This window comes from Burkholderia sp. PR2, from assembly GCF_052372875.1.
GTDB classification, from domain to species: domain Bacteria; phylum Pseudomonadota; class Gammaproteobacteria; order Burkholderiales; family Burkholderiaceae; genus Burkholderia; species Burkholderia diffusa.
In genome coordinates, this window is record NZ_JBQRWH010000001.1 from 522097 (window position 1) to 534844 (window position 12748).

Consider the following 12748-nt stretch of genomic DNA (forward strand, 5'->3'; position numbering starts at 1 on the left):
GGCGCGCGACGCCAGGCATCAGTTGTGCCGCTCGCCGATCCGGTTTTCTTCCGGACTCCAGACGCTGAGCCCTTCCGTCGGGTCCATCGGCAGATCCCAGGGCCGCGCGGCGATCGCCTGCATCGTCGCGTCGAACCCGGCCTGCCGGCGGGCCGCGATGCCGGCGGGTGTGAAATCGATGTCCTTCCACTGATCGTCGCCGTCGAGCCGGGGCGCCGCGAGCTTGATCACGTGCATCGTGGTCTGGCAGCCCCATGCGGCGAGTGCTTTCACATCGGCCGACGTGCGCTCCGCCTCCGGCAGCTGCATGACCAGTTCCCGGATCACGTGGCGCAGCCGGTGAATCTGCTGCTGCCGCGCGATGTTGCTGTCCGTGCGGCTCGCGTACTGGATGTCCTTCTGCCGCTCCGACACCTGCCAGATGCTTTGCGGCTCCGGCCCGACCGGATTCCACATCTGCACCGAGAAGATGATCGAGCTGCGACGCGGCGCGTCGTCCAGCACGACCTCGACCGGCGTATTCGAGTAGATGCCGCCGTCCCAGTAGGGCGTGCCGTCGACCCGCACGGCCGGGAACGCGGGCGGCAGCGCGCCCGAGCTCATCACATGATCGATGCCGAGCGGCCGGTCGCGCGAATCGAAATAACGCATCGTGCCCGTGCACGCGTTGACCGCGCCGACGGTCAGTCGTGGCCGGCCCGCGTTCAGCAGGTCGAGATCGACGAGCGACGCAAGCGTGTCGCGCAGCGGCTCGACCACGTAGTAAGACGCGCGCTCGACGCCGACCCGCGCCAGCGGCCCGAGCCAGGCGGCGGGATTCGGCCGGAAGAATCCCGGCAGGCCCGCGCCGATGACCGCGAGTTCCGAGCCGATCTTGTCCCAGCTCGTCGGGAAGCCCGGCACGTTCACGGCGGGTCGTTCGGTGACGTGTCGCCAGAATTCGGCCATCCGTTGCGCGCGATGTCCGGGCGCGTTGCCGGCGATCAGCGCCGCGTTGATCGCGCCGATCGACGTGCCGATGACCCAGTCGGGCTGAATGCCCGCCGCCTCCATCGCCTCGAATACGCCGAGCTGGTAGGCACCCAGCGCGCCGCCGCCCTGGAGCACGAGCACGACCTGGCCCGGCAGTTTCGGATGTGCGGGTTGACTTGCCGTCATCGCTTGCCTCGTGGTCGGTGACGGCCGGCGGGTGCCGGCCGGATGGAACCAGTGTAGGCGATCGTCGGGCCGCATCCGTGGCGCCGGATGTTCGCGGGGCGCTGCGGCGCGCCGCGTCATTCCACGGTGATGGTCTCCTTCATGTACGGATGAATCCCGCAGAACACCTTGTAGACCCCCGGCTTGTCGAAACGGAACGAGTAGGTCTCGTCCTGGTCGAGCGCTTTCGAGTGGAAGATGCCCGCGTCGTTGACGACGGTATGCGGCTCCGCGTCGAGGTTTTTCCACGTGACCGTCGTGCCGGCCTTGATCGTGGTCGACATCGGCGAAAACATGAAATTGTGGATCGTCACGAGCGGGCCGGCCGGGGTCTGCGCGAACGCGGCGAGCGGCGTGCCGACGGCGGCCGCGCTCAGGATCAGTGCGGCCGCCAGCGTCGAGGGCTTCAGGAAGGTCATGTCGGTCTCCTTGTGTATCGGCATCAGGCCAGCGTCGTGTCGTGCAGCGACGCCGCGACGGGATGGCCGGCGAAGTCGACGGTCGTCACGCCGAGCATCGCGGGCAGCCGGTCGCGCGGCACCGTGAGCGGCACCGGGCCCGGGCCGTTGCCGGCGGTCGGCTGCGGGAACGCGGTGGAGCGCGCGGTGTGGAACGTCACGTTGCCCTCGACCTTCGACACGATCTGGTGGATGTGCCCGTTCAGCACGGTGACCGAGCCGAAGCGGCGCAGCAGCGCCATCGTCTGCGGCGCGTCGCCGGTGCCCCAGCCCCACGGCTCGTAGATGGTCCACATTGGCATGTGCGAGAACACGACGATCGGCGTGCTCGATGATTGCCCCTTCAGATCCTGCGCGAGCCACGCGAGCTGTTCGTCGCCGAAGCTGCCGAGCCCGTTGGGCTTGAAATGCATCACGTTGACGAGTGCGACGAAGTGCACGCCCGCGTGATCGAAGCTGTAGTAGCCACGGTTGTCGGAAGCCTTGCCGAACCGGCTGAAATATTCGGCGCCCGAGCCGTCGGTCACGTCGTGTTCGCCGGGCACCGTGTGCAACTCGGGCACGCGCAGCGCGGACAGCAGTTGCGACGCGTGGTCGAATTCTTCCGCCTTGGACAGGTGCGTGATGTCGCCGGTATGGATCGCGAGCGCGGGCGCGGCAGGCATCCCGTTCACCAGATCGATCGTCTGCCGCAGCGTGGCCGCGACGTCGGGATTCGCGTCCTTGTTGAAGCCGATGTGCGTGTCGCTGATCTGCACGAACAGCGGCCGGCCCGCATTCGCGGGGAGTGCGGCGCCGCTTTGCGCGAGCGCGAGATCGAACGGTGTCAGGATGCCGCCCGACAGCGTAAACAGCGTGCCGAGGCCGCCGAACGCCATGCATTGCAGGGCCTTGCGGCGCGACGGGCGGGTGGGAGTCGATGAAGACATGTAAGCCTCGCATTCGTATGACGGAACCGGACGGCCGGATCGTCCTGGAGTTAGCCGGCGCCTTCGCATTCCATACCGATGCGGCGACGGATTTATTCCCGCTTCTTTGCGAGGCCTGACGCGGGCGTTCGATGCTTGCGGATCGCTGACGGAGCGCTGATGGATGGCCCGTCAATGTCCTGTAAGTGACACGTCACGTTTGCGTCATGTTCGCCCGATAGCCTGCGACACCGAATCATCTATCCGGAGCCCCTCATGCCGAATCCCGCGGCAACGGAAACCAGCGGTGCGGGCGGTCGGAGCACGCGCACCATCAGTCTCGCGTCGCTCTTTCCGATCGTTGCCTGCGGCATCGTCCACGTCGGCGCTCACCCGAGCGCGGATCCCGGTCTGGTCAAGGAAAGTTCGGTCCTGCCGATCGTGCTGCTCTTCGTCGCGCAGTCGGCGGCACTGTACTGGGCGCTCCACAAGCTGTTCTGAGCCGCGCCGGCCGATGCCATACCCGGCCGCGCGGCACGCGGCCGGTCCCATCGATTTTCAATTCGACCAAGACGCTACCGATGGATATCCGCTTCTTCAATCCGAATCGCACCGCCAACGCGTCCGCGTGGCGCGTGCTCCCCAACCGCTGGGATGCGGTCGCGTTTCCGCTGATGATCGGCATACTCGCGATGGCGATCGTCGGCTTTCACGAGACGATGGCGCCGATCGCGACCCTGCAGACGCAGAAGATCTCGCTCGATCCGTCGAACCTGCCCGAATACGCGTTGCGCACCACGCTGCGGATGCTCGCCGCGATGATCGCGTCGCTCGCGTTCACGCTGGTCTACGGCACGCTCGCCGCGAAAAGCCGCCGCGCCGGCATGGTGCTGATCCCGATCCTCGACATCCTGCAGTCGGTGCCGGTGCTCGGCTATATCTCGTTTACGGTCACGTTCTTCCTCGCGCTGTTCCCGGGCCGCGTGCTCGGGGCCGAGCTCGCGGCGATCTTCGCGATCTTCACGAGCCAGGCGTGGAACATGACGTTCAGCTTCTATCAGTCGCTGCGCACGGTGCCGCGCGACCTGAGCGAAGTGTCGCGCGGCTTCCACCTGACGTCGTGGCAGCGCTTCTGGAAGCTCGAGGTGCCGTTCTCGATGCCGGGACTGATCTGGAACATGATGATGTCGATGTCGGGCGGCTGGTTCTTCGTCGTCGCGTCGGAGGCGATCACCGTCGGCAACCAGACCATCACGCTGCCCGGGATCGGCGCATATCTCGCGCAAGCCATCTCGGACAAGAACATCGGCGCGGTCGGCTGGGTAATCGTTGCGATGTCGGTCGTGATCCTGGCCTATGACCAGTTCCTGTTCCGCCCGCTCGTCGCATGGGCCGACAAGTTCCGGATGGAGAACACCGCGTCGGGCGACGCACCGCAATCCTGGCTGCTCGACATGATGCGCCGCACGCACCTGATTCATCAGCTGCTCGTGCCGGCCGGCTGGCTGCTGTCGCAGGCCGCGCGGATTCCGCTGCGCGTGCCGTCGTTCGGCGGTATCGGCGCGCGTGGCGCAGCGAGCCATCGCCCGTCGCGCATCGGCGACATCGTGTGGGGCGCATTCGTGATCGTGCTGACCGCGTACGTCGCGTGGCGCGTCGTCAGCTTCGTCGCGACCGGCGTGACGATGAGCGAGGTCGGCCACGTGCTGATGCTCGGGCTGATCACGCTGCTGCGCGTGATCGTGCTGATCGCGATCGCGTCCGTGATCTGGGTGCCGCTCGGCGTGCTGATCGGGCTGCGCCCCGCGCTGGCCGAGAAGATCCAGCCGCTCGCGCAATTCCTTGCGGCGTTCCCGGCGAACCTGCTGTTTCCGGTGTTCGTGATCGTGATCGTCCACTTCCATCTGAACGCGGACATCTGGCTGTCGCCGCTGATCGTGCTCGGCACGCAGTGGTACATCCTGTTCAACGTGATCGCGGGCGCGATGTCCTATCCGAACGACTACAAGGAAGCGACGAAGAATTTCCGCATCCGCGGCTGGCAGTGGTGGCGCCAGGCGATCCTGCCCGGCATCTTCCCGTATTACGTGACCGGCGCGATCACCGCGTCGGGCGGCGCGTGGAACGCGAGCATCGTGTCCGAGTTCGTGCAGTGGGGCGACACGAAGGTCGTCGCGCACGGCCTCGGCTCGTATATCGCACAGACGACCGCCGCCGGCGACTTCCCGAAGATCATCCTGGGTATCGCGGTGATGTCCCTGTTCGTTACCCTGTTCAACCGCCTGCTGTGGCGTCCGATGTACGCCTATGCGGAATCCCGGCTCCGTCTCGATTGAGAGTAAGCGCGATGCAAAATTCGACCGTAATCAACGCACCCGCCCAGACGTCCCAGCCGCTTCAGCCGCCGCGCCTCGGTGAGGAAATCCTGCGCGTGGATCACGTCTGCCGTGGCTTCAACAAGACGCAGGGCGAACTGCTCGTGCTCGACGACGCGAACCTGTCGCTGCGCGAAGGCGAGATCGTCGGGCTGCTCGGTCGTTCGGGCTCGGGCAAGTCCACGCTGCTGCGGATCATCGCGGGGCTGATCGAGCCGACCGGCGGTGAAGTGACCTACCTCGGCAAGCCGCTGACCGGCCCGGCCGAAGGCGTCGCGATGGTGTTCCAGACCTTCGCGCTGTTCCCGTGGCTCACCGTGCTGCAGAACGTGGAAGCCGGGCTGGAAGCGCTCGGCGTCGGCGCACGCGAGCGGCGCGAACGCGCGCTCGCCGCGATCGACCTGATCGGTCTCGACGGCTTCGAGAACGCCTACCCGCGTGAGCTGTCGGGCGGCATGCGTCAGCGCGTGGGCTTCGCGCGCGCGCTCGTGGTCGACCCGACGATCCTGCTGATGGACGAGCCGTTCTCGGCGCTCGACGTGCTGACGGCCGAAACGCTGCGTACCGACCTGCTCGATCTGTGGACGCAAGGCCGGATGCCGATCAAGTCGGTGCTGATCGTCACGCACAACATCGAGGAAGCGGTGTTCATGTGCGACCGGATTCTCGTGCTGTCGTCGAACCCGGGCCGCGTGATCGCCGAGATCAAGGTGCCGTTCAAGCATCCGCGCAACCGGCTGGATCCCGATTTCCGCAAGCTCGTCGACGACATCTACGCGAAGATGACCGCGCGCCAGACCGGCGAGGCGACGAAGAAGGGGCTCGAGCTCGGCAGCTGGATGCCGCGCGTGTCCACCAACCTGATGGCCGGCCTGATCGAGACGCTCGCGATGGCGCCGTATCACGGTCGCGCCGACATGCCCGAAATCGCACGCACGCTGCATCTGGAAGTGGACGAACTGTTTCCGATCGCCGAAGTGCTGCAGTACCTCGGCTTCGCCGACGTGCGCGAAGGCGACGTGTTCCTGACGCCGCCCGCGCGCGTGTTCGCGGAATTCGGCACGCAGGAGCGCAAGCTGATGTTCGCGGATCATCTGCTGAAGCACGTGCCGCTCGCCGCGCGGATCAGGAAGGTGCTGAACGAGCGCCCCGGCCATCGCGCGCCGCGCGTGCGTTTCGAGCAGGAGCTGGAGGATTTCCTGTCGGATGACGCGGCGGAGGAAACGCTCGACGCGGTGATCGACTGGGGCCGTTACGGCGAAGTCTTCTCGTACAACGACAAGACCGAGGTGTTCAGTCTCGAGGATGTGGAGAGCTGAAAGTCGAGTGCGCACCGCATCTCGTCACGCCGCGCCCCGACGAGACGCGGTCATGAGCCGTCCGTCTCTTCCCACTGGGCGAGAAGCTCCGGCGGAATGGCCTTGACGACATCGACATAGCGCTTTCCGACGAACTGTTCCGCGCGCCTGAGCAGCACCGGGATGGGACTGCTTGGTTCGTTCGTTTCGAACCAATGACGTGCCGTGTAGATCAGCGTCAGGGCTGCCTGCCGGTCCGTCGGTGCAAGATTGGGACGCGCAGCAATGGCAGCCGAGGTCGGGGCGGCTGGCTGTTCGCTATCCTGACATGCCGGTGAGGGCGCTGCTTCTGCGAGTACCGGCAGCGCATTCGCGTCGCCGTCCTCGTGTTCGTCCGCCGGCAAGATGTCCGGCCGCGCTTCGACCTGAGGATCGGTAGTTCGAAAGAGACGGAGCAGGCGAATCAACGGGGAAAAATCCGGCAGATACGTCTCGAGGTGCGCCGTGCACCACGAATCGATAGCCGATAAGCTCGAGATCGTATCGTCGAAGGCCTGCATTGTCGAAGGTTGCTGTTCCCGCAGGGTTCGCAACTGCAGGGCGACCGAATCAGGCGCGAGCGCGTCGACCGGGCGCGGATGCGCGAACGCGCGCTCGACGTCACGAACCTGCAACCGGGTGGCAGTCGATCGCGTCAATACGATTTCCCGCACATCCGCCAGCAACCCTTCCGGATCGGTCAGCGCCTGCAGTGCGTTCATTCGCATCTCAAGCGCTGCGTGGCGATCGTTGTCGGCGTCGGCCTGGGGATGGACATGATCCGGAAACGCATGCAACCAGGCCGCCAGTAGCCGCGTTCCTTCCGAAAGGCCTGCCACACCACCCAGGCGTGTGCGGCAGCGCGTATGCAGCACGGCAACGCGCATGTCCTTCGTGCGCGTCATCAACCTACGGCAGTCTCGCTCGATCTCGCTCCAGTTGAGCGGGTCCGGCGAACCGACGAATGTGCCGTATTGCACATCCTGTCTGGGTGCGATACCGGCAAACAGCACCACGAAATCGTGATCGTATTCGAGATCCGGCCCGCACGGATCCGTACCGTTCAACGGCCCCAGCCAGTCGTCGTGCGGTGCATCTGCGATGGGTGTACGGCCAGGTTTGCTTGGGGCGGGAGACGATTTCTTGCTCATGGTCGATGTTTGGAGACAGTGTCGCGACGATTGAAAAGGCGTGCATGGCGTTCGGGCTCGAAGCGCATGCCGGTGATCGGCCGGTCGGTCGCCGGACTGCCCAGCCACCCGGACCAGCCCATCCGCTGCCGGCCGCCCATCACGGCCGGCGGCGCGCTCTCAGGCTTGATGCGAAGCTCCAGTTCCCATTCGAGCTCGTGCCCGACGAATGCCCGAACCCACTCGACGAGACGCGGCAGGTCTTCGCCTTGCGGCGTGAAGCGCAGGTATGCATCCAGATCGACAGGGCCGATCACGATGCGGAACCGGTGCTGACGGTCCGGAGCGACACGCCCGAGAACTGCGCCCTGGCCCATCGTCGCGGCGGCGCCCGGATACCCGATGCGCCCGCAGTCTGCAGGAGCGATTTCGATCCAGTGAAAGACGTTTTCCTCGAGGGCGACCGGGACGCCGAAATAGTGTTCGAGCGTAGTGCGCAGCCCGTCCGGATTGCGCGATTCTCGAACGAGGTGGGCTGAGGCGGCCAGGCGCGCGTGCGATGGAAGCGGGCGTTGGTTGATTTCGCCGACAGCCTGCCCGACCAGGCTTGCGATATAGAACGAGAACCGCTCGTCATGTTTTCGGTCGAGGCCGGCGGCTGCCTGTGCGGAAGCCCACGCCCGATAGAACAGGGTGAAGAACCGGTGATGGAAGATGTCGAAGAAGTCGATCGTGGTCGTGTCGTGGCGACTGCTTTCCCGGTCCTTCGCGATCTCGGTAACGTGGATTGGCAATGGGCCATTGGGTCCCAGCATGCCGAGGCCGAACAGCCGTATCTTGAGTCGCCCGGCCGCTTCGTGCGCGCTCGCGATTTCACACGGTGGGAAGGCCAGGCTCGGCTGTTGGCCCAGTCTGAACGGTTCTGCCTGTGGCCGGCGCGCGGTACCGACTGGATCGATCGCCGGGTTTGCGCCGATCCGCCGCAATAACGACAGGAACCCGAAGCGCCAGGGTTCGGCTTGCAGGGATTCGAGCAATTCGGGCGACAGTGCGTTGTCGCGTAACAAGGCGGGAAGTGTGGCGCGCGTCATCACAGGGCTCCGCGTGTGCCCGTGCGCGCTGGCCAGCGCGCGATCCTGCCGCGTTGCATCGAGTGCAGCTCCGTTTGCGTGAAGCTGTTGATCGACACATGCCGCGCGAGCCAATGCTCGAGGATTACGCCGAAGAGATAGGGGCTCACGCCCGAGAAACCTGTCTCGTCGACCGTCAGCGCGCATTCGATGCCGCGTCCGAAAGTCATCGGGCCGGTTCCCGGCAGCTTGCGTGTCACGGGGCGCGTTTTCGCGCCGACGAGGCTCTCGACCTGGCGGCCCTGTCCGGCGTCACCGTCCACGAGATACAGGCGCAGCAGATCGCGCAGGCCTTGTCCGCCTTCCCGGTGATCCAGCGCTTCGAGCGGCAGATAGTTGAAGTTCAGCTGGCGAATCAGGCGCCATGCCATATCCCGTTCGGCATAAGGCGGCGACGGTGCGCTCGGCGGGCGAATGAGGCCGATGCTGTCGACCGGCGCGGACTGGGCCGTCTCCAGGTCGTGCACGCCGTTGCGCGGTACGAGCGTGGCGAGATCGCGGTTCGTCACCAGTGCCTCGACCGACAGGAAGCGGATGTCTTCGCCGTACGGCGCCTCGGTCTGGTCGACGAGCGAGAGAAATACTTCCGTACCGACGTAAGGCGTGCGCGTACCGTAGCGGCGTGCCGAATCGGACAGCAGGCGTCGCTCGCGCCGCACCGAAAAATAACGGCCGTGGTTGCCTTCGTCGTTGTTCAGCGTCTGATAGAGCGGCCGGAACTCGAGTTCGGAGGACGTTGCAGCGACCTGACCGTAGACGGTGCGGACCGAGAACACTTCGTAGTCGAGCGGCGTGAGTCTCGCCGGCACCAGATGGAATTCGGTGTCGCGCGGCGAGATCTCGACCCGATCGGTATGCTTGGAGAACAGATTGATGACGGGGGTGCAGAAGAGCGCGAAGCGCGACGTATCGACGAGATTGGCGAGTGACCCTGGCGCCCGGTCGAGCAGTACGACGATCTCGACTTCCCGGCCATCGATGCGCGAGAAACCTTCGGCAAGGCCGTTCAACGCAAAGAACCAGAATCGCGCGGGGCAGGCAAAGTATTCATGCAGCAGGTTGTGCCCGTGGAACTTGGCCCAGTTGAGCGGCAACAGGCTTTGATCGGTGCGCAGTCCTTCGTGTTCGATCGCATTGTCGGTGACGGCCGCGAGTGGCCGGCCGGGTGTACCGAATTCGCCGGGCGCGCCGATCACGGAGGCAATGCCGCCCGCGTGCAGCAATTCGAACAGATGCGATGCTACCTGCTCGTCGCCCGCCAGATACACCGGAAGCCGGTCGAGTCCTTTCAGGTCGGCGATCCGCATGTTTCCCGTGGTCGCGAGCCTGATCCGCAGCGCCCCGCGCACTTGCTTATCGGGCGGGCTATATCGCTCCAGCGCCGGGATGTCCGGTGGAATGCCCGTCAGCCGCGCTGAGGTGATCGTGAGGGGCCACAGCGTGACGTCCTGGCCGCTCGTGAACTGACATGCCGTGCGCTCTCCATCGGCAACCTGCGCGGTGAACGAGGTCCCGCGCGCCAGGCGATAGCCGTTGACCAGATTGCCCTCGGACTGTCCGGGGTACAGGCGTGCGATCGAGATCGACGGGGTCGGCGCGACGTAGTTCGGGTAGATGACCTCGAGCAGCCGTTCCGTGAACCGCGGAAACTCCGCATCGAGCTTGATCTGCATGCGCGCAGCCATGAAGCTGAACGATTCGATCAGGCGCTCGACATAAGGGTCCGCCACATCGCCGGCCTGCATGCCGAGCCGGCGCGCGATCTTCGGATGCGCATGCGCGAACTCGGTGGCGAGCTCGCGCATGTAAATGAGTTCCTGGTTGTAGTAGTCGAGCAGTCGCGGGTCCATCGGAGAGGCCTCGTTGTGGTCGTTGTATACGCCGTGCTCACCCGGCGCGCATGCCCGTGATGCGGATTTCGCTCGTTTCGAGATCCAGCGAGCTTTGCACCATGAATTCGAGCGGATAAGGATCCATGTGAATCAGGCCGCGCACTTCGAAGGCGAGCACGTTGTGATGTTCGCCTGCGGAGTCCGCATCGGCGTTGGTGCGGGGCGATACCACCAGCGAATCCGGAATCAGGCGCGGCTCGAAATCGCGGATGGCGCGGCTGATCATGGATTCGACGTCGTTCCACTGGCGCGATGCGATAAAGGTGCCGGCGAGCGGCGGTACGCCGAAATTCACGGTCGACGCAGCCGCTTGCGGATGGCGAGCGCGATCGATCCGGTCTTCGATGCTCGTCGTGTTGAGCAGATAGGCGAGATCGCGCTGCACGATGTCGCGCATCTGCTTGCGCGTCACGGTGTATTCCTCGGGGGCTTCGGTCTGTCGATGCGGTGCATCGTCGCGCAGGCGGTCGAGCAGGGTCGGCATCAGATGCGAGCTGGCTCGCCGCGGCGTACGTGCGGTTGGGGCGTTGGCTCCCGGTTGGCGTTTCCGGTGCTCAGTCATGGGCCTGATCCGCTTCGATTGCGTAAGGTGTGGCGCGCGAGCCGAATTCGGCGTGTGTCAGTTCGAACAGGCTGAAGTCACCCAGGTCGGTCGTCCAGGTTTTCTGCCCGAGCGCGACGACACCCGTGCGGCCGATGTCGTGCCAGATGGTTTCGCGCCCAAGGCGCACGGCGTCGCGGCAGGACTCCGAACCAGGATACCGGGCCGGCATGAAGCCGTGGATGACGCTGCCGTCGACGAGCGTGAGTGCGCAAGGCGCCCAGACCAGATCGACCGGTTGCGTCGGTTGCGACACGCGCCATGCCTTCAGGTCGGCGAACGGCACCCAGCGATAGTGTCCGGCCGTGATGACTTCGCAGACCGGGCCGAAACGGGAATCGCTGTCTGCGATCCATGCGGCTCGGCCTTGCGGCGCGACGAGCGGAGCGTCCGACACAGCCCGGAATGCCGCATCACGGATGGTGTCGGCCTGCTCGACCCGTCCGTCGGTAGCGTGGCGGATCGCGTCTAGCAGTGCATCGATCCAGGGCGGCGCCGCAAGGACGACACCCGGGCGTTCCCGGCCCGCGAGCACCTTCGCCCGCCACCGTTCGGCACGGATCAGGTCGCGATACATCTGCGCGGTTCGGGCCTGTCCCGGATCGAGCGTTGCCCATACCTGCAGTTGCTGGATCGCACGCGACCATTCGCCGACGATGCACAGCAGCTGGAACAGCGCCCAGCGATGAGGCGCGGTCGTCGGTTGCGAGCGGATGCGTGTCTCGATGCGTGTGATCTGGTCGATGAGGGGGACGTCGTCCGCGCGATGCGTGGAGCGGGGATCGGTGGTGGTGAATCCGGTCATGGTTGGTCTTTGCGCAAGGGCGCGGTCAATGGACTGTCCACGGACAGCGCATGGTGCTCGCGCCGGGAAAGCGGCGGAGGCGGTGAGGGCGCACGGCGCGCGGACGCGGCACGAAATTCGGGCGGCGCGAAGAGCTGCAGGATCTCCGGAACGGATTCGCCGCCGGTCACCAGTTCCACGTGTCCGTCCAGACGACCAAAGGCATCGTCGATCGTGCGATGACCGGACAGGAGCGTCTCGATCGAATCCGAATGCCCGGTTTTTTCGTAGGCATGCGCGTCGTGCGGGTGATCCGAGGCGACCTCGCGCGGAAGCGTGACGTCGACCGATGGGGCCCATGCTGATGCGAGCGGCGCGCCGGGGTCGGTCAGGGCGCGCCAGTACTGCGCATGAAGCGCGTCGATCAGCGCGTCGGTGTTGCCGGCGTCGATGCCGACCGTGTCTGCTGCGGTATGCGGGCAGGCTGCAGCACCGTCCCGGGTGCCGATACCGAGGTGGCCGAGCAAGTCGTCGTCTGCGTGCGTGGGACCGAAGACGCCGTCCAGCGGCAACGTGTCGACAACGAGCCGCGAGAGCGCGTCCTTCGGCGAGGGCGCGATGAGCGACGTGTTCGGCTGACGACGCCAGGGCAGGCGAAGGAATCGCATGAGTGTGTTCGATAGTGAAATATCTGAAAATCAAGTGCGAGTATCGATGAATCTTTCATCTCAAAAAAGTACCTTGTCAGGCGGGCATATGAAGATCGGCGGCGGCGTGATTGTTAAAAAGTGCAACGGTTAAATAAAAACATTTTTTATAATCAATGAGGTGGCGTTGTTTTTTTACATTTCGGTTGGCTGATATTCAGAATTTATCTCGAAATAACAATGGCTTGTGAGTGATGTGATCGGCGGGGTTGCGCGAAGGTGGGGCGCT

Annotated in this window: 12 protein-coding genes; 3 read left to right on the forward strand and 9 right to left on the reverse strand. The window is 65.1% G+C overall.

Translation table 11 applies throughout. The annotated features are described in order from the left end of the window. Window positions 1-18 precede the first annotated feature (18 nt). The 3 genes from ACT2FV_RS02375 to ACT2FV_RS02385 form a co-directional block, all read right to left on the reverse strand. Entirely contained in the window at window positions 19-1158 is a 1140-nt protein-coding gene (locus ACT2FV_RS02375) for a patatin-like phospholipase family protein (protein WP_444503109.1), read from the reverse strand. A gap of 116 nt (window positions 1159-1274) precedes the next feature. Continuing rightward, window positions 1275-1616, reverse strand: coding sequence for a cupredoxin domain-containing protein (locus ACT2FV_RS02380; protein ID WP_124628263.1), 342 nt, complete (start codon window positions 1614-1616; stop codon window positions 1275-1277). A 23-nt stretch (window positions 1617-1639) separates the two neighbouring features. After that, on the reverse strand, window positions 1640-2584 hold the full coding sequence (locus ACT2FV_RS02385) for a metallophosphoesterase family protein (RefSeq protein WP_059686111.1): 945 nt from the start codon (window positions 2582-2584) through the stop codon (window positions 1640-1642). A 255-nt stretch (window positions 2585-2839) separates the two neighbouring features. Between ACT2FV_RS02385 and ACT2FV_RS02390 the strand changes: the two genes are divergently transcribed. The 3 genes from ACT2FV_RS02390 to ACT2FV_RS02400 all read left to right on the forward strand — a co-directional run bounded on the left by ACT2FV_RS02390 (window position 2840) and on the right by ACT2FV_RS02400 (window position 6257). After that, window positions 2840-3064: a phosphate transporter gene (locus ACT2FV_RS02390; RefSeq protein WP_444503110.1), complete on the forward strand. Its 225-nt coding sequence runs from the start codon at window positions 2840-2842 to the stop codon at window positions 3062-3064. Between the two features lie 80 nt (window positions 3065-3144). Beyond that, window positions 3145-4899: an ABC transporter permease gene (locus ACT2FV_RS02395; RefSeq protein ID WP_124628265.1), complete on the forward strand. Its 1755-nt coding sequence runs from the start codon at window positions 3145-3147 to the stop codon at window positions 4897-4899. 11 nt (window positions 4900-4910) lie between these two features. Next, entirely contained in the window at window positions 4911-6257 is a 1347-nt protein-coding gene (locus tag ACT2FV_RS02400) for an ABC transporter ATP-binding protein (RefSeq protein WP_151048499.1), read from the forward strand. Between the two features lie 50 nt (window positions 6258-6307). On the opposite strand, the gene ACT2FV_RS02405 is transcribed toward ACT2FV_RS02400, so the two are convergent. The 6 genes from ACT2FV_RS02405 to ACT2FV_RS02430 are packed head-to-tail and all read right to left on the reverse strand — an operon-like array spanning window position 6308 to window position 12480. Beyond that, window positions 6308-7426 (reverse strand): ImpA family type VI secretion system protein, encoded by a 1119-nt coding sequence (locus ACT2FV_RS02405; RefSeq protein ID WP_444503111.1) that lies wholly within the window; start codon window positions 7424-7426, stop codon window positions 6308-6310. Beyond that, window positions 7423-8496, reverse strand: a complete 1074-nt coding sequence (tssG, locus tag ACT2FV_RS02410; RefSeq protein ID WP_444503112.1) for a type VI secretion system baseplate subunit TssG — start codon at window positions 8494-8496, stop codon at window positions 7423-7425. The genes ACT2FV_RS02405 and tssG overlap by 4 nt, the downstream gene beginning before the upstream one ends. Next, complete coding sequence (tssF, locus tag ACT2FV_RS02415) at window positions 8496-10385, reverse strand: type VI secretion system baseplate subunit TssF (RefSeq protein ID WP_444503113.1); 1890 nt, start codon at window positions 10383-10385, stop codon at window positions 8496-8498. Before tssF ends, tssG begins: the two co-directional genes overlap by 1 nt. A gap of 37 nt (window positions 10386-10422) precedes the next feature. Beyond that, entirely contained in the window at window positions 10423-10989 is a 567-nt protein-coding gene (gene tssE / locus ACT2FV_RS02420; RefSeq protein ID WP_444503114.1) for a type VI secretion system baseplate subunit TssE, read from the reverse strand. Continuing rightward, the gene (locus ACT2FV_RS02425; RefSeq protein WP_444503115.1) at window positions 10982-11833 is read right to left on the reverse strand and encodes a type VI secretion system accessory protein TagJ; all 852 of its coding nucleotides are present in this window, start codon (window positions 11831-11833) and stop codon (window positions 10982-10984) included. Before ACT2FV_RS02425 ends, tssE begins: the two co-directional genes overlap by 8 nt. Next, window positions 11830-12480: a TagK domain-containing protein gene (locus tag ACT2FV_RS02430; RefSeq protein WP_444503116.1), complete on the reverse strand. Its 651-nt coding sequence runs from the start codon at window positions 12478-12480 to the stop codon at window positions 11830-11832. Before ACT2FV_RS02430 ends, ACT2FV_RS02425 begins: the two co-directional genes overlap by 4 nt. Window positions 12481-12748: the final 268 nt, after the last annotated feature.

Excerpts from the sequence above, each read along its gene's own strand:
- ACT2FV_RS02390 (WP_444503110.1), top strand. The coding sequence starts at position 2,840 with ATGCCGAATCCCGCGGCAACGGAAACCAGCGGTGCGGGCGGTCGGAGC.
- ACT2FV_RS02395 (WP_124628265.1), top strand. The coding sequence starts at position 3,145 with ATGGATATCCGCTTCTTCAATCCGAATCGCACCGCCAACGCGTCCGCG.
- ACT2FV_RS02375 (WP_444503109.1), bottom strand. The coding sequence starts at position 1,158 with ATGACGGCAAGTCAACCCGCACATCCGAAACTGCCGGGCCAGGTCGTG.
- ACT2FV_RS02425 (WP_444503115.1), bottom strand. The coding sequence starts at position 11,833 with ATGACCGGATTCACCACCACCGATCCCCGCTCCACGCATCGCGCGGAC.
- tssG (WP_444503112.1), bottom strand. The coding sequence starts at position 8,496 with ATGACGCGCGCCACACTTCCCGCCTTGTTACGCGACAACGCACTGTCG.
- ACT2FV_RS02385 (WP_059686111.1), bottom strand. The coding sequence starts at position 2,584 with ATGTCTTCATCGACTCCCACCCGCCCGTCGCGCCGCAAGGCCCTGCAA.
- tssE (WP_444503114.1), bottom strand. The coding sequence starts at position 10,989 with ATGACTGAGCACCGGAAACGCCAACCGGGAGCCAACGCCCCAACCGCA.
- ACT2FV_RS02380 (WP_124628263.1), bottom strand. The coding sequence starts at position 1,616 with ATGACCTTCCTGAAGCCCTCGACGCTGGCGGCCGCACTGATCCTGAGC.
- ACT2FV_RS02430 (WP_444503116.1), bottom strand. The coding sequence starts at position 12,480 with ATGCGATTCCTTCGCCTGCCCTGGCGTCGTCAGCCGAACACGTCGCTC.
- ACT2FV_RS02400 (WP_151048499.1), top strand. The coding sequence starts at position 4,911 with ATGCAAAATTCGACCGTAATCAACGCACCCGCCCAGACGTCCCAGCCG.
- tssF (WP_444503113.1), bottom strand. The coding sequence starts at position 10,385 with ATGGACCCGCGACTGCTCGACTACTACAACCAGGAACTCATTTACATG.
- ACT2FV_RS02405 (WP_444503111.1), bottom strand. The coding sequence starts at position 7,426 with ATGAGCAAGAAATCGTCTCCCGCCCCAAGCAAACCTGGCCGTACACCC.